Raw genomic sequence first — 19,731 nt, 5'->3', positions numbered from 1 at the left:
CTAGGAATCTCTTAGCTATTAATTAGGTTTTTAGATACTCCGCTACTCGATTACGCCCTTTTTGTTTAGCTCCTACATACAAAGCCCTATCAGCGTTTCGTATTAATGCCATTGGTTTATCACAATCTTCAGGAGCAGTTGAGACACCAACACTTGTCGTGATTGTGACATGTTCTTTTATATGGCTCAAACTCAAATCGGATCCAATTTCAAATAACTTATGTTGCACATTCATACGAATATCTTCAGCTAAGTGCAGTGCCTCACTTTTAGACATATTGGGAAGTAAAATAACGAATTCCTCACCACCAAATCTAGCTAATAGTCCTTTACTTCCCACTTCTCCCTCTAAAGTACGAGCGAAGTCACATAAAATGCTATTGCCACTTTGATGACCATACGTATCATTAATAAGTTTGAAATGATCAATATCAAGCATTATTAACGAAAGTTGACGTATTTCTCCGTCCATTAATTGTTGCATTTTAACTGTAAGTTGTTCTTCGAAATATCTGTAATTATATAACCCAGTTAAACCACAGCGCTCACTTTTGTTTATTGTCGCCTCAATGTAACGCGACCGCTCCACTGAAACAGCAAAATAAGAACATAGTATATCTAATATACGAATTTTATATTCTTCAAAGAACTTTTTCTTATTAGAAGCTAATAAGAAAACTCCTACCATTTTTTGATTTCTCGAGATTGGCATCATTACTATACTTTGTGTAGCAAAAGGTAAAAAACCTATCCCCATCCCTATCCATTCGGTCTGTTGATTGTAGACAATTGTTTGTTCAGTATTCATTATTTCTTTGATAGGTGTTTTTAAAATATTTTCATGAGAGATATTAACTGCTGTACATACTCCATTTTCATGTGATCTAAGGAATTGTAGCTGACCATTCACTATATCGATAATGTAAGCATGATCTACAGGCATGATTTCAATTGTTTTACCCATAAATAAATCCACAACTTCATCACTCGTTAAGCGATCCCCTAACTGATGGCCAAAATGGGCAGCCAACGATAAGTATTCATTTACTCTTTCTGATGTACTATACATTCTTAAAATCTGAGTCACTATCAAGAATGGCAATCCAAGTAAAACAAATGATATAGGACCCACATATTCCGACAGTAGATATAGTGTTAACCCCATAGGAAAAGTAAATAGCATACTATTATAGTCCCAATAATCATCTTTTGTTAGAAATGGAGCTCTTTTCTTCATAACGATTAAGCTCAATTTCAGTAATACATGATTCACAAATGTATTCATAAATAAGTAAAACATTCCGAATAAGACAATATGAGGAATGTTAAGCGAACCAAATTCTCCACCAATTAAGATAAAAAGTAAACCACTGATGAAAGAGACGAGGAAAAACATTATCGAATTCCAAGGTATACGATATAGACTTAACTTAAGTAACTTTGCACGATATAAAAAGGGAATCAGTGCAATTTGGAATACAATTAATTCTATAAATAAACCATATTTCAAAAAGACCGCTAAGTTTACCCATTGCATAAAAAATAAAGGGACCCCGTTTATAACAAAAGGGAAAATGGCTGTAATGATCGCCAATACTATGAAACCTATTAACTCAGACCAATTAATATAAGTTGGTGGAGGAAAATAGTGGTATACCAAATTTAAACCAATTGGTACAGTTGCCAACCATACTATAAATACGGCCCATCTGAACTTTAGTGACAAATTCACTTCTCACACCTCTCATCGTGAGTATTTATGCCTACTTTTAAGCAATTATAGCAAATCGTTTTACCAAAGTCATCCATTTAAAGAAATTCAATTAAATGTTTCATGCAATATTTTTCGCCATTTTGCTAACAAATATAAGGAACCAGTCATGATAATTACTTCATTCAACAGCAACTTTTGTTGAACAGTAGTCAAAATGTCATATGTTGTCGATTTATTTTCCGCATAACTCATTTTCATAATCTCATCAGCAGCCATCGCACGATCATTCGCTATATTTACAAAAGTAAAGGTAGTACCTACTTTTTCTAATTCTGCTAAAACTCCACGTATATCCTTATCCCCAAGCATGCCCACGATAAAGTGAATGGGTTCATTAGGAAATCGCTCTTGAATCGCATCGACCAAACTTTTAGCACTCGCTGGATTATGTGCCCCGTCAATATAGAGATTCGGTGCAAGTTGTTCAAAGCGACATGCTAACTGAGCACTTTGAATCCCATTTCGAAATGCATCGACATTTGTTTTTACTCCATTTACTTGTGCAACGATATTAAATGCTGTAATTGCTAGAGCCATATTACTACGCTGATGCAGCCCTGGCATTGTACGTGTTAAGTTCGTGATTCGTACATCATTAGCCATGTATATTTCCGTCGAGTTTTCCTCTGTAACGGTGAAATTTTCATTGTAGACAAGTAATGGTGAGCGAAGTTTTTCCGCTTCTTGTGTAAATATAGCCATCGCTTCAGTTGGTAACACACCTGTCACCACAGGCCTTTGTTTTTTAATAATACCTGCTTTATGCATAGCAATACTTTCTATAGTCGAGCCTAAAAAATTTGTATGCTCTATAGCAATACTAGGTACAACTGACACGATTGGCGTCACAACATTAGTACTATCAAAGCGTCCCCCCATACCACATTCGATAATAGTAATATCAGGTGCTAAGCGCTCGAAAGCTAAAAAGGCTGCTACTGTTAACAGTTCGAAATCTGTTAGCTTTCCATCTAATCCCGCATCCGCCATGATACTAAATACTACATCCATTTCTTCTGGTTTAATGGGTTGTTCATTTAGCTGAATTTGATCGTGTACATCTTCAATACACGGAGACATAAATGTAGCGGTTGACAGTCCATGAGCCTTACTTATATGTTCTATAAAAGTAATTGTTGAGCCTTTGCCATTTGTACCTGCTACATGGACTGCGGATAATTTTTCTTGTGGGTTCCCTACTAATTGCAATGCTTCAGTAATAGCTGTTAACCCTGGCTTTATAGAGGCATCACTACGGACACCCCACTTTTCTTTATAATGATCTAATTTAGGAATCATGTCGGCACCCCGTTTACTGTTTCACTTTATTGTTTAAAAATGCACGTACTTCAGAAATAAAATAAAGAGATCCTGTTATGACCAATACATGCTCGTCCTCTTTTTCCTCAACTGCTCGTTTCACTACACATTCCCAATCTGCATCAAAATAAGTATGGTGGTGCTGTGATAATGCTGCTAATTCTGCAGCTGGTGCGGCATTAGGCATACTTATTTGCGTAAATGTCATAGATGCTGCCACTTCCGCCATCATCTTAATACTTTTTAGATGATCTTTGTCCTGTAGCGCGGCGTAGATAAAATCGTATTCCCTCGTCGGATATTTCGCTTTTAATGTTGCAATTAGTGCTTCTGTTCCTTCAGGATTATGCGCTCCATCAATTACGATAAGATGACCATACTCTTCAAAACGTCCCGCCCATTTAGCTTCTTTTAAAGCTTTTCGAATAGCTTCTTCTGTAATATCAAAGTATCCAGCATCTTTTAACAATAATGCCGTTGTAATAGCTAATGAAGCATTGTTAATTTGATGAGGACCTGCCATAAGTAATTCAACATCATTTATGGCATAATCACCTTTAGAGTAATTAAACATCTGTGTATGTTCCTTTTGAGTGACTTTTGTTGCCGTAAAATCCTCGTTAAAAATAGCTATAGGTGCATGCTTCTCTTCTGCTATTTTCCGAAGAACTTCTATTGCATCTTCATTCTCTACCGTTGTCACTACAGGTCTATTTTCTTTAATAATGCCACCCTTTTGATAAGCAATTTCATCATAAGTATCACCTAAAATCGCTGTATGTTCTAAAGAAATCGTTGTAATTATTGAAATGACGGGATCAATCACATTAGTTGAATCTAATTTGCCACCAATACCTGTTTCAATTAGAGCAACATCTACTTTCTCATCTGCAAAATAGAGGAAAGCAACAATTGTCATAATTTCAAAAAAACTTGGGTATACTCCGTCCTTTTCATCTATTGCAGCAAACACCTTATTGACGTATAACAGGAATTGCTCATCCGTAATTTGCTTGTCACTAATTGTAATACGCTCATTTATGCGCTCTAAGTGTGGAGAAACAAAGCAGCCTACTTTTTCTACTTGACTGTATTTTAATATTTCCTTTAATGCATTTAAAGTAGAGCCTTTGCCGTTTGAACCTGCTAAATGGATTGTTTTAAAAGTATGTTGAGGGTCGCCAAACTCATGTAATAATGAAGTAACGACTTCTAATGGAATCGATGTACTACTACCTTTTTTTAATGAGGTTAAAAACTCGACGCACTGTTCTATATTTGTAAACACTATTCAACACTCCTGGTATGTATATTGTGCTTGTTATTTAATCAATTACCTTCTTATTATAAGCCATTATAAAGAACAATAACTATATTACATTTTAGTTATAATTACCACTTGACTTTTCCTTGCAGGATTAATTTCAATAGAACTAAAATATCTTTCAACTTATATCTGTTGAGAATTAAATTACAATAATTTCTCATATTTTACCGAAAATTGTTCGTTTTAATATCAAAAAAATCGCTCAAGTAAAATACTTGAGCGATTTTTTTGATTACATATTTTTCAATTCGTTAATACGTTTCTCCACTGTAGCATATTTTTCAATATAGTCCGCTTCTTTTGCACGTTCAGCAGCTACAACATCATCTGGAGCTTTAGATACGAAACGTTCATTGTTCAGTTTACCTTGAACACGTTTCACTTCTTTATCCCATTTCTCAAGTTCATGCGATAAGCGCTCAATTTCAGCCGCTACATCGATTAATCCTTCAAGTGGTAAGAATAGTTCTGCACCAGATACAACAGCTGACATGCATTGTCCAGGAGCTTCAATGCCTTCGCCAAGTGTTAACGGCTCTGGGTTACAGAATTTTTCTAGATACGCTTTGTTATCTTCTAGTACTGCAAGCGTTGCAGCATCTTTAGCTGAAACATATAAAGGTACTTTTTTGCTCATTGGTGTTTGTACTTCAGCACGAATGTTACGAACAGCACGGATAATGTCCATTAGTAATTTCATGTTATTCGATTGTGCTTGTGAAGTTAATGTTTCATCAACTGTCGGCCAAGCAGCTACTGTAATTGATTCGCCTTCATGCGGAAGGTTTTGCCAAATTTCTTCTGTGATAAATGGCATAAATGGATGTAACAGGCGCATTGTATTATCTAAAACATATGCTAGTACGGAGCGCGTTGTTTTCTTCGCTGCTTCATCTTCACCGTATAATGGCAATTTCGCCATTTCGATGTACCAATCACAGAAATCATCCCAGATGAAGTTGTATAATTGACGACCTACTTCACCAAATTCAAATTTCTCGGCTAAAGTTGTCACTTGTTCGATTGTTTCGTTCAGACGAGTTAGAATCCATTGGTCTGCTACTGATTTTTTACCAGTTAAATCGATTTCATCGTAAGTCATGCCTTCCATGTTCATCAAAGCAAAGCGTGAAGCATTCCAAATTTTGTTTGAGAAGTTCCAAACAGCTTCTACTTTTTCATTTGAATAACGTAAATCTTGACCTGGAGAAGAACCAGTTGCTAAGAAATAACGTAATGAGTCAGCACCGTATTTTTCGATAACATCCATTGGATCAACGCCGTTACCAAGTGATTTAGACATTTTGCGTCCTTGTTCATCACGAACTAAACCATGAATTAATACATCCTCGAATGGACGTGTTCCAGTAAATTCAATGCCTTGGAAAATCATACGAGAAACCCAGAAGAATATAATATCATAACCCGTTACTAATGTACTTGTTGGGTAATAACGTTTAAATTCTTCGTTGGCTTCATCTGGCCAGCCCATCGTTGAAAACGGCCATAATGCAGATGAGAACCAAGTATCTAATACATCAGTATCTTGATTCCAGTTTTCAGCATCAGCTGGAGCATCCGTACCTACGTAAATTTCACCAGTTTCTTTATGGTACCAAGCTGGAATTCGGTGACCCCACCAAAGTTGACGTGAAATACACCAATCACGGATATTCTCCATCCAACGGGAATACGTATTTTCAAAACGCGAAGGTACAAAGTTCACTTTGCCTTCTTCATCTTTTTGAAGCTCTAATGATGCATCTGCAAGTGGTTGCATTTTAACGAACCATTGTGTTGAAAGATACGGCTCAACAACAGCACCAGAACGTTCAGAGTGTCCTACTGAGTGCATATGATCCTCAATTTTGAAGCAAACACCCATGTCTTGTAAATCTTTCACGATTGCTTTACGGCATTCAAAGCGATCCATACCTTTGTATTTACCAGCATTATCATTCATTGAACCATCTTCATTCATTACAAGAATACGTGGTAAGTCATGGCGGTTACCTACTTCAAAGTCATTCGGGTCATGAGCTGGTGTAATTTTCACAACACCCGTACCAAATTCCATTTCAACGTACTCATCTGCTATGATTGGAATTTCGCGACCTACAATTGGTAATGTCACTGTTTTGCCGATTAGATGTTGGTAACGTTCATCTTTAGGGTGAACAGCGATTGCAGTATCACCTAGCATTGTTTCAGGGCGAGTTGTAGCAATTTCAATTGTTCCAGTTCCTTCAGTTAATGGATATTTGAAGTGATAAAAAGCACCTGGTATATCTTTGTAAATAACTTCGATATCAGATAACGCTGTTTTTGTCGCAGGATCCCAGTTGATGATATATTCGCCACGGTAGATTAAATCTTTTTCATAAAGTTTTACGAATACTTCTTTTACTGCATCAGAAAGTCCTGAATCTAATGTGAAACGTTCACGAGAATAATCTAGCGCTAGACCCATTTTTGCCCATTGCTGACGAATATGACCTGCATACTCTTCTTTCCATTCCCATGTTTTTTCTACGAACTTTTCGCGACCTAAGTCATAACGAGTAATGCCTTCTTCACGAAGTTTCGCTTCTACCTTTGCTTGTGTTGCGATACCCGCATGGTCCATACCCGGTAACCAAAGTGCATCGTATCCTTGCATACGTTTCATACGAATTAGAATATCTTGTAATGTTGTATCCCAAGCATGCCCTAAGTGTAGTTTACCTGTTACGTTTGGTGGTGGAATTACAATTGAATATGGCTCTTTGCCACTTTCAGGTTGTGCTTTAAAGAATTCGCCTTTTAGCCACCATTCATAACGCCCTTGTTCGATTGACTGTGGATCATATTTCGTTGGCATTGATGTCGTTTGTTGTTCTGTCAATTTGACGACCTCCTTTTAATTTTTTGTTAACAACGAAGTAACTTGTAGTTTTTTGCAAATAAAAAACTCCTATCGCCTAAAAAGGACGAAGGAGTTGAATTCGCGGTACCACCTTTATTTCAACACAAAAAACGTGCTGACACTTCATTGTATAACGGCTTCTAACCGGCTTCTGCTAAGCTTTATCAGGTTCACAGAAACTGCTCCAGGGCGACCTTCAAATGTGTGTAAGCGGAAACTCGCACCTAACGTTTCCTCTCTTTGGCAAACACAATGCATTCTACTCTTCCCTATCTATGCATCTATATTAAGATGACCTTATTGTATCGAAAAAAAGATGCATTTTCAAGTTTTTTAGAAAGGAGGACTACATTTCATGTCACGTCGAAAATATAACCCTTATTTTCTACCACCTTGGCTACGGAAAACAAGGTTTTACTGTAGAAGTATTATCATTCCTCTTTGTTGCTTCCAAGGTATTCGTGTAATCATCATCCCGACAACAGGAGACATTATATTACTTTTGGTATTAGCCTTATTGTGGTACTTACTGTTTACGGATTTCCTTTAAATTATACGTTTTAATCGTATATGCTTCTTCTAAATCCCATAAGAGCGCATCAGATTCTGGTATTTCTTGAGCACTTGCCTCAGCAGTAGTGGTAGAAGAACTTTCTACTACTTCTGCTTCTACTTGTGCAGTAGCAGCTTGCGGCTCCTCATAATTACATGTCGCTTGCCAGCTAAAATGACAGCTACCATCATCTTGGAATGTTGTCGTAATATAGTCTACTTTTATTTCTACAGGGACGTCTTTATTCACTCGATCTCGCGGCAAATTTACATGTAACGGCACAGCATATTCAAAATAACCCGATTCTCCTTGCATGTCTAAATCCTCTATTGTTGTCCAAGTTGAAGTCCCATGATGTGGTGTTTCTCCTTCTGCAAATGCTACATTGGCAGAAATATGATAAATACCTGTTAAGAATACTGATTCACCTGACTCTTCTTGTGTCCAACGAGGTGTAATTTTCACATTCGACGTATCTTGCGGTTTACCAAAACTTTCAGGGAAGTTAAATCCTTCTGCGATTTCCCAGGAAATATGTTGCATAGCTTGACCTCCTTCATATATCTAATAGATTATATGCTTGATAGTATCGTGAATATGCATTATGTTATGTCCTTAGAGCAAACGGTTTTAGTTATTCGTTTGTTGTTCGGATCCATTAAAGTCATTGATGCTCTATGATAAAGATTATTTATATTAGGTACATTATCAATGTATTTACATGCATAAAAAAAGGCCTTCTCTAAATGGAGAAAGCCTTTTTCTTTTACTATTATATTAGCGTGCAAGTTGTTTAAATACTTTTTGGAAAGCTTGAACTGTCTTTGCAATATGTTCTTCAGTGTGCTCTGTAGAAACAAATACACCTTCAAATTGTGACGGCGGCAAGAAGATTCCTTCATTCGCCATTAAACCGTAGTATTCAGCAAACAATTGTAAATCAGAAGTTTTCGCCGTTTCAAAGTTAATGACATTCTCATTAGTTAAGAAATAACCAATCATTGAACCTGCACGATTTACTGTGTACGGGATATTGTAAGTTTCTGCAGCTTCGCGGAAACCTGCTTCTAATTGATCCCCTAATTTTGTGAAATAATCATATGTTTCAGGTTTTAAATGACTTATTGTTGCTAAACCAGCAGACATTGCAAGTGGGTTACCTGATAATGTACCCGCTTGATAGATTGGACCTGCCGGAGCAATTTTCTCCATAATTTCACGCTTACCACCGAATGCACCTACAGGTAGTCCACCACCGATTACTTTACCAAGACAAGTTAAATCTGGTGTTACACCAAAGTGACCTTGAGCACTATGATACCCTACACGGAAACCAGTCATTACTTCATCAAAGATTAATAGTGAGCCAGCGTTTGTTGTTAGTTCACGTAATCCCTCAAGGAATCCTGGTAACGGAGGAACGACACCCATATTACCGCAAACTGGCTCAACGATTACTGCAGCAATTTCTTCGCCGAATTTTTCGAAGACAAGTTTAGCAGATTCTAAATCATTATAAGGAACAGTTAATGTGTTTTGAGCAATTCCCAATGGTACACCTGGGCTGTCTGGTAAACCAAGTGTTGCGACACCCGAACCAGCTTTAATCAGTAAGCTATCACCATGTCCGTGATAGCTACCTTCGAACTTCAAAATTTTATCTCTTCCTGTAAAGCCACGTGCTGCACGGATTGCACTCATTGTTGCTTCCGTACCTGAAGATACCATACGAATCATTTCGATTGAAGGAATACGATCTATTACTACTTTTGCTAGTTCATTTTCTACTAGTGAAGAAGCACCGAAGCTCGTTCCTGTTTCAGCTACTTTTTGAATAGCAGCTACAACATCAGGATGCGTGTGACCAATAATTAGTGGACCCCATGATAATACATAGTCAATATAATCATTACCATCGATATCCGTAATGATTGCTCCTTTACCACTAGCCATGAAAATGGGATCCATATCCACTGCTTTAAATGCACGAACTGGACTATTTACGCCACCTGGCATTAAGTTTACTGCTTCTTGAAAAGCTTGTTTTGATTTTTCATATGAACGTGTCATGAATTATTTTCCCTCCATCCAACGAACTGCATCTTTTGCATGATAAGTAATGATTAAGTCTGCTCCTGCGCGTTTCATACCTAGCAGTGTTTCTAGGACCGTTTGTTTTTCGTCAATCCAGCCATTAATAGATGCCGCTTTGACCATCGCATATTCGCCACTTACATTGTAAGCAACAATCGGTAAATCATAGTTATTACGTACATCACGTACAATATCTAAGTAAGCTAATGCTGGTTTAACGATTAAGAAATCTGCTCCTTCTTCTACGTCTGAAGTAGCTTCACGCATTGCTTCCATACGATTTGCAGGATCCATTTGATATGTTTTACGATCACCAAATTTAGGTGCGCCATCAGCCGCATCTCGGAATGGCCCATAGTATGCTGAGGCATATTTTACTGCATAAGACATGATTGGAACATCTTCAAATCCAGCATCATCTAAGCCTTTACGAATCGCTGCTACAAAACCGTCCATCATATTAGATGGTGCAATAATGTCTGCTCCTGCTTCTGCTTGAGAAACTGCCGTTTTTGCTAATAAATCTAGTGAAGGATCATTTAAAATTTGTTCTTTGTCATTAACGACGCCACAGTGACCATGAGAAGTAAATTCACATAGGCATGTGTCTGCAATAACAACGATTTCTGGGTAATTTTTTTTCACAAAACGAGTTGCTTCTTGAACAATACCGTGATTGTGGAAAGCTTGAGTACCTACTTCGTCTTTTTCGGCAGGTAAGCCAAAAAGAATAACCGAAGGAATACCTAGTGATACTACTTCATCCATTTCCTCACCTAAACGATCAATTGAAAATTGGAAAACGCCTGGCATAGAAGATACTTCATTTTTAATATTTTCGCCATCCATGACGAAAATGGGATAGATGAAATCTTCTTTATGCAAATATGTTTCTTTTACCATTGAACGCATAGTAGCAGATTGACGTAAACGTCTGTGTCTTTTAAATGTTAAATCTTTCATTTTAGATGTTCCTTTCTATTAGCTAACTCTTGAATCAAAGCTTTCATTGTATAGGTCGGTGGCATTATATCAACTTTAGCTCCCGCCTTAATTAGCGCTCGCTCCGTGATATGTCCAATGGATAGAACCATAAATGAATGCCAACCGATTACCTTTGCTACATGCTCAGAAAAAACCTCTACTGCAGATGGACTTGCAAAGGCAATACTTACATTTGTCGATTCTTTTAAAAGTGTTAGCAGTTCTGTAGTATGTTCTGTCGTTTGAACGGTTTCATAGACAGTCCATTCATCGACATGACAAGATAAACCTTTTACTATAGTATCCTTTGCCATCGAACCCTTAAAAAATTGACAGGATACATTGTCTCCTGCAATTGTAGGAAACTCTTGTACAAATACATCTGCACTAAAAGTTGATGGCATAAATTTAATCTCAAAACCTATTTCTTCAAGAGCTTCGGCTGTTTTTGTACCAACAGCAGCCACTTTACATGACCACTCAGATGCCTGGAAATGAAAACGCTGTATTTTACTTATAAAAGCAAGGACCGCATTTTGACTTGTGAAAATAAGCCAATCATACTGCTTACTTTTTTCAAGTCGTTGTCGGTCCATGTCACTTTTAATCTCATTAACAGTAATAAGCGGTAGGTGTATAGCCTGACCGCCTAATTGTTCAATTTGCTTTTTCACAGCTGCTGTAACATGTGTGCCTGTTAATACGATTTTGTCTCCATTAAGAGATAAATCATTCAGCATCTTGCTCAGCCTTTACTTTTTGAATTAAATCAAAGGCTCCTTGCTCTGTTAAAATACGAGCAACTTCTTCACCAGCTGCTTTAGCATCTTCCATTGTCACTGTTTCTTTATAAATAACAGACGCATCTGGGGCTGCTACTAAACCTGTTAGTTCAATTTGTTTTCCATCATATTTTGCGTAACCTGCGATTGGTACTTGGCAACCGCCATCCATTGCTGCAAGATATGCGCGCTCTGCATGTGCTTCTTCCCAAGTTGCTTTGTCTGTTAATTTAGCAAGCTCGGCTAATAATTCAGCATCATCACTACGACACTCAATACCAAGAGAACCTTGCCCAACAGCAGGGATACACATTTCAGCAGATAAGTATTCTGTTACGACATCTTGACTCCAGCCTAGTCGTTTAAGACCTGCTGCTGCTAAAATAATCGCATCATATTCGCCCGTTTCAAGTTTCGCTAAACGCGTATCTACGTTTCCACGAATCCATTTGATTTCGATATCTGGACGTTGGACTAATAATTGTGCACTGCGGCGTAAGCTACTTGTTCCAACAACAGCACCTTTTGGTAGATCAGCAAATTTCACATGACCTTTTGAAATGAAAGCATCACGTGCATCTTCACGTGGAGGGATACAGCCGATTACAAGACCTTCGGGCAGAACTGCAGGCATGTCCTTCATACTATGGACAGCAAAATCAATTCCTTTATCAAAGAGTTCTTGTTCGATTTCTTTTACAAAAAGTCCTTTACCGCCGACTTTAGAAAGTTGGACATCTAAAATTTGGTCACCTTTAGTCACGATTTCTTTGACTTCAAATTCAAACGGAGCACCCGCCTGTTTCATTTGATTGATAAACCAATTAGTTTGCGTTAAAGCCAGTTTACTTCTTCTTGAACCTACTACTATTTTTCTCACAATAATCCAACCTTTCTATTAATACCAGAGATGAAAATCAGATAACTTACTTCCTAAAAAGAAGTTAATGATTACAAATAGAAATGCATACACATGAGCCCACGCATAACTTGTCGAATGTAATCTCCTTTTTCGATTTCCATAAATGATGAAACAATATATTAACAACGAAACAAATGAACCAACAATTTTCACATCAAATACAGATATGTTATCTAATGTTAAATATGCCCATTGTAGTCCTAAAATTAAACTTATTAATAATAACGGTATACCCGTTAATAATGAAGCCGTCATTCCTTGCTCAGTTTGCTGTAATGATGGAAGTCTCGTCCATTGCTTAGTCCATTTCTTTTTCTTTAATACATTATATAAAATCAAATATAATGTCGAAAAAACAAACGATAGTGAGAATGCCACGTACGAAAGTATTGCAAACGTAATATGGATAAATAAAAGCTCAGAGCTTAGTGCCTCACCTACTGGCGACTGTGTAATTTGCGATGGTGCAAATGTATGTATCGTCATGAAGATGAATCCAATTACGTTGATGAAGAATACTGGTAAATCTACTCGATATACGCAATGTAAAAGAATCGAAATGGTTATTAATAACCAAGCGTATAGATAGATTCCTTCAAACAACGATAGTATAGGGAAACGATGTGTCTCCACTATATACATTACTAAAAAAACTGATTGTAAAATCCATACGATGGAAAGTAGCCAAAATGCAACACGGTGAGCTTTTGCATCCTTATTTAAATAATCTATAAAATAGAATACAAGACTGATTGCATATAAGACGACCATCGCTTCATGTAGTCTTGTCATCGTCAAATCAGCCATAACTTACTCCTTTATTTTTAACTTTATCTCGAAAAAAAGACGATTTCGCATCTATTAGTTTACCATACAGATACGAAAACGCCTCCTAAACAAATTTCATTAATATGATAATCCAGGACTAGAAGATTGTGCTTCTTCTGCTATTTTTTGCATTCGATTTTTTTCTTCTAATTGGTGTTTTTTCACTTCATCTTGCACATCATTCTCAATTCCGAAAATTTGTTGGAAAAGCTGTAATTGTTCATTTGCTTTTGCTGAACTAGCCATTTCCTTAGCTTGCAAAATTGGTTCTTTTAATAATTGATTGATAATTGATTTCGTATGTTTACTTAACACTTTTTTCTCACGTTCTGTTAAATCAGGCATTTTGTTTTCAATACTTTGCATTGTTTCCTCTTGAATTGTTGCTGCTTTTTTACGAAGCGCAGCAATTACAGGTACAACACCAAGTGTTGATAACCAGTCTTGGAATTCATGAATTTCAGTGTCAATCATTGACGAAATTTGCTTAGCAGCACGTTCACGCTCAGCTAGGTTCGCCTCAACTATGCCTTGTAAATCATCAATATCATATAGGAAAACATTTGGTAAATCGCCAATACGCGGATCTAAGTCACGAGGTACAGCGATATCTACCATAAATAATGGTTTTCCTTTTCTTAAACGTTCTACAAATTGCATTAATTCAAAATCAATAACATAGTCTGTCGCACCAGTTGAACTGATTAAAATATCAGCTTCAAGAAGTGTGCATTGTAGCTCTTGCATTGATTTTGCTGTTCCTTCAAATTTAGAGGCAAGTAATTCCGCCTTCTCAAATGTACGGTTAATCACCGTTACTTTACCAACACCACTACCATACAAATTTTGAGTAGCTAACTCACCCATTTTACCTGCGCCTAAAATAGCAACATGTTTTTGTTGTAATGAGCCGAAGATTTTCTTAGCAAGTTCTACTGCCGCATAAGAAACAGACACTGCATTTTCGCCGATAGCTGTTTCACCATGCGCGCGTTTTGCAAATGTAATAGCTTGCTTAAATAGTTTATTGTAAACAGTACCAGTTGCACCGATTTCTTGCCCATTCAAGAAGCTTGTACGCACTTGTCCAAGGATTTGCGTTTCTCCAAGTACCATTGAATCTATCCCTGCAGTTACGCGGAACAAATGCTCCATCGACTGTTCATCTTCACGAATATATAAATGAGCAGAAAAAGTTTCAACAGGAACTTTAAACCAATCTGCCAGGAATTGTTTTATATAGTGTCGTCCGGTATGCAATTGATCGACAACAGCATACACTTCTGTTCGGTTACATGTAGATACAATTACGTTCTCTAATATGCTTTTTTCACTTTGAAGAGCTCTCATAGCATTCGGTATTTCACTCTCAATAAATGAGAATTTTTCACGAATCTCTACTGGAGCTGTCTTATAATTCAAGCCTACTACGATGGTATGCATGAAATCATACACCTCTCACGTTCATCTAATTCACGATTTCTATTATAGCATAAATGTCCGTCACAGCTAGTTTTAATTGTGAACGGTATATGAATGATAATAGCACGCGTCTTATTTAGAATAATTATAATGTAAGTGTATCAAAAAATTTGTCGAACAACAACCTTATTGCTTTATATATTATTTTCCCCAAACGAGCACATAACTATTCACTACATAACAAAAGAGCGCAAGCAACTATCACTCGCGCTCTTCCTATTAAACTGTTACATTCTTTTTTCGATTTCTGCCCAAGCTTGGTCCATACCCATGCTTTTTTCAGAAGAAAATAAGATAAGCGGATCATTTGGATCCATGTCCAATACATCTTTCACGACTTTTTTATGCTTTTCCCATTTACCTTTTACAATTTTATCCGCTTTCGTTGCAACGACGATACATGGGATATTGTAATGCTTCAAAAAATCATACATCATACAGTCATCAACTGTTGGTTTATGACGAATATCCACAATTAACACAACCGCTTTTAATAGAGATCTGCTTGTGAAATATTGTTCGATCATTCGTCCCCAAGCTTCACGCTCAGATTTTGAAACTTTCGCATAACCATAACCTGGAACATCCACAAAGAACAATTGCTCTTCAATTTTATAAAAATTTAGTGTTTGAGTTTTTCCTGGTTTAGATGAAATACGCGCCATACTTTTACGTCCAATCATTCGATTGATAAAAGATGACTTACCTACATTTGAACGTCCTGCCAAAGCGAACTCTGGCAGACCATCCTCTGGATATTGTGCTGGTCGTACTGCACTAATGACCATCTCTACATTATTAACTTTCATATTTCTCCTCCGTCTAACGCTATTTCCAGTACTTCATCTGCGTTTGACACTATCTTAAATGAAAGCTGTTCACGAACACTATCTGGTATATCATCAATATCGCGTTCATTGTCTTTCGGTAAAATAATTGTCGTTAAGCCTGCACGATGCGCCCCTAACGTTTTTTCTTTCAAACCACCAATTGGTAATACTCGTCCACGCAACGTCACTTCACCGGTCATCCCAATTTCTCGTCGGATTGGACGTTTCGTTATTGCAGAAGTTATAGCTGTAACCATTGTAATCCCCGCTGATGGACCATCTTTTGGTACGGCTCCTTCTGGTACATGAATGTGAATATCATGTTTGTCAAAAAATTCCGGGTCAATATTAAGGTCCTCTGATTTTGAACGGACATAAGATAAAGCCGTTTGAGCAGATTCCTTCATCACGTCTCCAAGTTTACCAGTTAACTGCAATTTGCCTTTACCAGGTGTTAATGACACTTCAATCTGTAAAGTATCACCACCAACTGTTGTATACGCTAACCCAGTCGCCACACCTATTTGATTTTCTGTTTCAGCTTGGCCGTAATGGAAACGATGTTTCCCAAGAATATCTTCAAGATTCTTAGCCGCCATTACCACACGTTTTTTATCACCCGCAACAATTTGCATTGCTGCTTTACGGCATAATGTTGCAATTTGACGTTCTAATCCTCGAACACCTGCTTCGCGAGTATAATATCGAATTAGATCAATAATAGCATCATCGCGAATTTGCAATTGTGTCTTTGACATACCATGCTCTTTCAGTTGTTTCGGAATAAGATGTTTTTTCGAAATTTCATGCTTTTCTTGCTCTGTATAACCTGCGATAGTTATAATCTCCATACGATCAAGCAATGGACCAGGAATCGTACTTAAATCATTTGCTGTCGCAACAAATAATACATTTGATAAATCATAAGTTTCTTCAATGTAATGATCACTAAATGAATTGTTTTGTTCTGGGTCTAATACTTCAAGCATAGCGGCTGAAGGATCTCCTCGGAAATCATTCGACATCTTATCGATTTCATCAAGTAAAAATACAGGGTTTACTGTACCGGCCTTTTTCATACCTTGTATGATACGTCCTGGCATCGCACCCACGTAAGTTCTTCTGTGCCCACGAATTTCAGACTCATCACGTACACCACCAAGTGAAATACGGACAAATTTACGATTTAAAGCTTCTGCAATCGATTTTGCCAAAGAAGTTTTACCTACTCCAGGAGGTCCCGCCAAACATAAAATAGGACCACGTAAAGATTGTTTTAATTGTCGAACTGATAAATACTCAAGAATACGTTCTTTGACTTTATCAAGTCCTTCATGATCACGATTTAAAACTTTTTCTGCCATTTTAATATCATGTCTATCTTCGGTTTTTTCCTTCCATGGTAAAGCAACAAGCCAATCAATATAACTACGGATAACGCCACTTTCAGCTGCTGCTGCAGGCAATTTTTCGTATCTATCCAATTCTTTATACGCAGCTTTTAATGTAGATTCAGGCATTCCTGATTCTTGAATTTTCTTTTTCAATTCAGATACTTCACCTGTTTTGCCTTCACGATCACCAAGTTCCGTTTGAATAGCCTTCATTTGTTCACGTAAATAGAATTCCTTTTGCGCTTTTTCCATTGCACGTTTTACTTTAGAGCCAATCTTTTTCTCAAGATTCAATACTTCTTGCTCATCATGTAAACGTTGGATTAATATTTCCAAACGCTCCTTTACGTCGATGATTTTAAGAATCTCTTGTTTGCCATTAATTTTCAACGGCAAATAAGAAGCAACCATATCTGCAAAGCGTCCTGGTTCTTCAATATCAGCAACAGTATCATATGTTTCTGTTGTTACTTTACTCGAAGCTTTCGAGTACTTTTCAAAATAAGTTAAAAGAGTACGCATTAAGGCTTCTGTTTCAGCATCTACAGTTTTTGAATCTTCAAAGTTTTCAATTTCTACAACTGCAAATTCTTCTCCATCACGATAATCAACGACTTTCGCACGATTTAGACCTTCAACTAGAACACGAATTGTTCCATTGGGTAACTTTAGCATTTGTTTTACATATGCGACTGTCCCGACTGTATATAAATCATCCAGCGTAGGATTTTCAATGCTCATCTCTTTTTGAGTGACTAAGAAAATAAGATTATCTTCCAGCATTGCATGTTCAAGAGCTGCAACAGAGCGCTCTCGACCTACATCGATATGTAATACCATCGTGGGATAAACTAGTAAACCTCTTAAGGGTAATAATGGGATATTTTTTGTTCTTTTTACTTCAGTCATGCGGGTGATCACCTCCATTAGATTTTGTCCGATTTACCCGCAAATCAAACATTATTAATTACAGAAATGATTACCATTTCAATTTCACTCTTCATAAGTGTTTATCGACTGAAATTAATTTTAAAAAAAGCCAGCTTTCGAGTAGTGCTGATTGGCACTTTTTCGAAGCCAGCTTTTCAATCAGTTATTAAGCAGATGTTTTTTCGCTGTCTGATTTTAACTCAGTTCCATCTTCAAGTAAAAGTTTTGGACGAGCTTTTTCTGTAATCGTTTCTTTCGTAATGATACATTTTGCAATATCATCGCGAGAAGGTAGTTCAAACATAACATCTAACATAATGTTTTCAATAATTGAGCGTAAACCACGAGCACCTGTTTTGCGTTCGATTGCTTCTTTAGCAATTTCCAATAATGCATCTTGATTGAATTCAAGTTCAACGTCATCAAGAGCTAGCATTTTTTGATATTGCTTAGAAAGCGCGTTTTTAGGCTCAGTTAAAATTTGAACAAGTGTTTCCGCATCTAGTTGTTCAAGACTTGCTAAAACCGGAAGACGACCAATAAATTCAGGAATTAATCCGAATTTTAATAGATCTTCTGGGATTAAATATTTCATCAAGTTATTATCTTCAAGTTCGTCTTTCTTACCATTCGAACCGAAGCCAATTACTTTTTGACCTAAACGACGCTTAATAATAGATTCAATTCCGTCGAATGCTCCACCAACGATGAATAGAATATTAGTTGTATCGATTTGGATAAATTCTTGATGTGGGTGTTTACGTCCACCTTGAGGAGGAACGCTAGCAACTGTGCCTTCTAAAATTTTCAGAAGCGCTTGTTGTACACCTTCACCAGATACATCACGTGTAATCGATGGATTTTCTGATTTACGGGCTACTTTATCGATTTCATCAATATAAATAATCCCTTTTTCAGCACGTTCGATATCGTAATCAGCAGATTGAATCAGTTTAAGTAGAATATTCTCTACATCCTCACCAACATAACCAGCTTCTGTTAAGGATGTAGCATCTGCAATAGCAAACGGTACATCAATAATACGCGCTAATGTTTGGGCTAGTAATGTTTTACCACTACCAGTTGGGCCGATTAACACGATATTAGATTTTGAAAGTTCTACATCGTCAATTACACTGTTTGAGTTTACACGTTTATAGTGATTATACACTGCAACAGATAGGGCTTTTTTCGCACGCTCTTGACCGATGACATAATCATCCAAAATTGCAAGTATCTCTTTCGGTTTCGGAATATCTTTTAATTCTACTTCTTCTTCTGTACCTAGTTCTTCAACTACGATTTCAGAACACAACTCGATACATTCATCACAAATATATACACCTGGTCCTGCAACCAGTTTACGAACTTGTTCTTGTGGTTTGCCACAGAATGAGCATTTTAAGTTGCCTTTTTCGTCATTAAATTTGAACAATTATTTCACCCCTATTCAAGCAATAATGTTACAAGATTACGTTAACATTATCAAATATAATGATTTTGTATAGCTTGTAACACTTTGCTTTATAATTCTCTCTATGTATTACAAAGTGCTAATTATGTATGTGATAAAACAAGGTACGCTAAAAACCACGTACCTTGTCCT

Annotated in this window: 14 protein-coding genes and 1 other annotated feature; all 14 genes read right to left on the bottom strand. The window is 37.0% G+C overall.

Going from position 1 to position 19,731, the window contains the following annotated elements; genetic code table 11:
• Positions 1 to 22: 22 nt before the first annotated feature.
• Positions 23 to 1,732: a sensor domain-containing diguanylate cyclase gene (locus MHH98_RS05530; RefSeq protein ID WP_038187457.1), complete on the bottom strand. Its 1,710-nt coding sequence runs from the start codon at positions 1,730 to 1,732 to the stop codon at positions 23 to 25.
• 87 nt (positions 1,733 to 1,819) lie between these two features.
• Positions 1,820 to 3,073, bottom strand: coding sequence for a bifunctional folylpolyglutamate synthase/dihydrofolate synthase (locus MHH98_RS05525; protein ID WP_340712274.1), 1,254 nt, complete (start codon positions 3,071 to 3,073; stop codon positions 1,820 to 1,822).
• A 13-nt stretch (positions 3,074 to 3,086) separates the two neighbouring features.
• A complete protein-coding gene (locus MHH98_RS05520) occupies positions 3,087 to 4,382 on the bottom strand; it encodes a bifunctional folylpolyglutamate synthase/dihydrofolate synthase (protein ID WP_038187462.1) in 1,296 nt (431 codons plus the stop codon).
• 271 nt (positions 4,383 to 4,653) lie between these two features.
• The gene (locus MHH98_RS05515) at positions 4,654 to 7,281 is read right to left on the bottom strand and encodes a valine--tRNA ligase (RefSeq protein WP_143691005.1); all 2,628 of its coding nucleotides are present in this window, start codon (positions 7,279 to 7,281) and stop codon (positions 4,654 to 4,656) included.
• A gap of 102 nt (positions 7,282 to 7,383) precedes the next feature.
• Positions 7,384 to 7,611: a binding site (T-box leader), on the bottom strand.
• Positions 7,612 to 7,852: 241 nt separating this feature from the next.
• Positions 7,853 to 8,422: a hypothetical protein gene (locus tag MHH98_RS05510; RefSeq protein ID WP_051448777.1), complete on the bottom strand. Its 570-nt coding sequence runs from the start codon at positions 8,420 to 8,422 to the stop codon at positions 7,853 to 7,855.
• A 234-nt stretch (positions 8,423 to 8,656) separates the two neighbouring features.
• Positions 8,657 to 9,949 (bottom strand): glutamate-1-semialdehyde 2,1-aminomutase, encoded by a 1,293-nt coding sequence (gene hemL / locus MHH98_RS05505; protein ID WP_340712273.1) that lies wholly within the window; start codon positions 9,947 to 9,949, stop codon positions 8,657 to 8,659.
• Positions 9,950 to 9,952: 3 nt separating this feature from the next.
• A complete protein-coding gene (hemB, locus tag MHH98_RS05500) occupies positions 9,953 to 10,936 on the bottom strand; it encodes a porphobilinogen synthase (protein WP_038187470.1) in 984 nt (327 codons plus the stop codon).
• A complete protein-coding gene (locus MHH98_RS05495; RefSeq protein WP_038187472.1) occupies positions 10,933 to 11,697 on the bottom strand; it encodes a uroporphyrinogen-III synthase in 765 nt (254 codons plus the stop codon). The genes hemB and MHH98_RS05495 overlap by 4 nt, the downstream gene beginning before the upstream one ends.
• Entirely contained in the window at positions 11,687 to 12,619 is a 933-nt protein-coding gene (hemC, locus tag MHH98_RS05490) for a hydroxymethylbilane synthase (RefSeq protein ID WP_038187475.1), read from the bottom strand. Before hemC ends, MHH98_RS05495 begins: the two co-directional genes overlap by 11 nt.
• 18 nt (positions 12,620 to 12,637) lie before the next feature.
• Positions 12,638 to 13,468, bottom strand: coding sequence for a cytochrome c biogenesis protein CcsA (ccsA, locus tag MHH98_RS05485; protein ID WP_038187478.1), 831 nt, complete (start codon positions 13,466 to 13,468; stop codon positions 12,638 to 12,640).
• Positions 13,469 to 13,567: 99 nt separating this feature from the next.
• Entirely contained in the window at positions 13,568 to 14,932 is a 1,365-nt protein-coding gene (gene hemA, locus MHH98_RS05480) for a glutamyl-tRNA reductase (protein ID WP_038187481.1), read from the bottom strand.
• 266 nt (positions 14,933 to 15,198) lie between these two features.
• Positions 15,199 to 15,780, bottom strand: coding sequence for a ribosome biogenesis GTP-binding protein YihA/YsxC (gene yihA, locus MHH98_RS05475; protein WP_038187485.1), 582 nt, complete (start codon positions 15,778 to 15,780; stop codon positions 15,199 to 15,201).
• Positions 15,777 to 18,104, bottom strand: a complete 2,328-nt coding sequence (gene lon / locus MHH98_RS05470; RefSeq protein ID WP_038187488.1) for an endopeptidase La — start codon at positions 18,102 to 18,104, stop codon at positions 15,777 to 15,779. Before lon ends, yihA begins: the two co-directional genes overlap by 4 nt.
• A 187-nt stretch (positions 18,105 to 18,291) precedes the next feature.
• Positions 18,292 to 19,560 (bottom strand): ATP-dependent protease ATP-binding subunit ClpX, encoded by a 1,269-nt coding sequence (gene clpX, locus MHH98_RS05465; RefSeq protein WP_038187490.1) that lies wholly within the window; start codon positions 19,558 to 19,560, stop codon positions 18,292 to 18,294.
• Positions 19,561 to 19,731: the final 171 nt, after the last annotated feature.

The sequence above is a fragment of the Viridibacillus sp. FSL H8-0110 genome (assembly GCF_038003565.1).
Lineage (GTDB): Bacteria > Bacillota > Bacilli > Bacillales_A > Planococcaceae > Viridibacillus > Viridibacillus arenosi.
This window is presented reverse-complemented; position numbering and strand designations above follow the sequence as displayed.

What these genes read in the sequence shown, in the direction of transcription:
- yihA (WP_038187485.1), bottom strand. Translation starts at nt 15,780, where the DNA reads ATGAAAGTTAATAATGTAGAGATGGTCATTAGTGCAGTACGACCAGCA.
- lon (WP_038187488.1), bottom strand. Translation starts at nt 18,104, where the DNA reads ATGACTGAAGTAAAAAGAACAAAAAATATCCCATTATTACCCTTAAGA.
- MHH98_RS05515 (WP_143691005.1), bottom strand. Translation starts at nt 7,281, where the DNA reads ATGCCAACGAAATATGATCCACAGTCAATCGAACAAGGGCGTTATGAA.
- hemA (WP_038187481.1), bottom strand. Translation starts at nt 14,932, where the DNA reads ATGCATACCATCGTAGTAGGCTTGAATTATAAGACAGCTCCAGTAGAG.
- hemL (WP_340712273.1), bottom strand. Translation starts at nt 9,949, where the DNA reads ATGACACGTTCATATGAAAAATCAAAACAAGCTTTTCAAGAAGCAGTA.
- ccsA (WP_038187478.1), bottom strand. Translation starts at nt 13,468, where the DNA reads ATGGCTGATTTGACGATGACAAGACTACATGAAGCGATGGTCGTCTTA.
- hemB (WP_038187470.1), bottom strand. Translation starts at nt 10,936, where the DNA reads ATGAAAGATTTAACATTTAAAAGACACAGACGTTTACGTCAATCTGCT.
- MHH98_RS05525 (WP_340712274.1), bottom strand. Translation starts at nt 3,073, where the DNA reads ATGATTCCTAAATTAGATCATTATAAAGAAAAGTGGGGTGTCCGTAGT.
- MHH98_RS05495 (WP_038187472.1), bottom strand. Translation starts at nt 11,697, where the DNA reads ATGCTGAATGATTTATCTCTTAATGGAGACAAAATCGTATTAACAGGC.
- MHH98_RS05510 (WP_051448777.1), bottom strand. Translation starts at nt 8,422, where the DNA reads ATGCAACATATTTCCTGGGAAATCGCAGAAGGATTTAACTTCCCTGAA.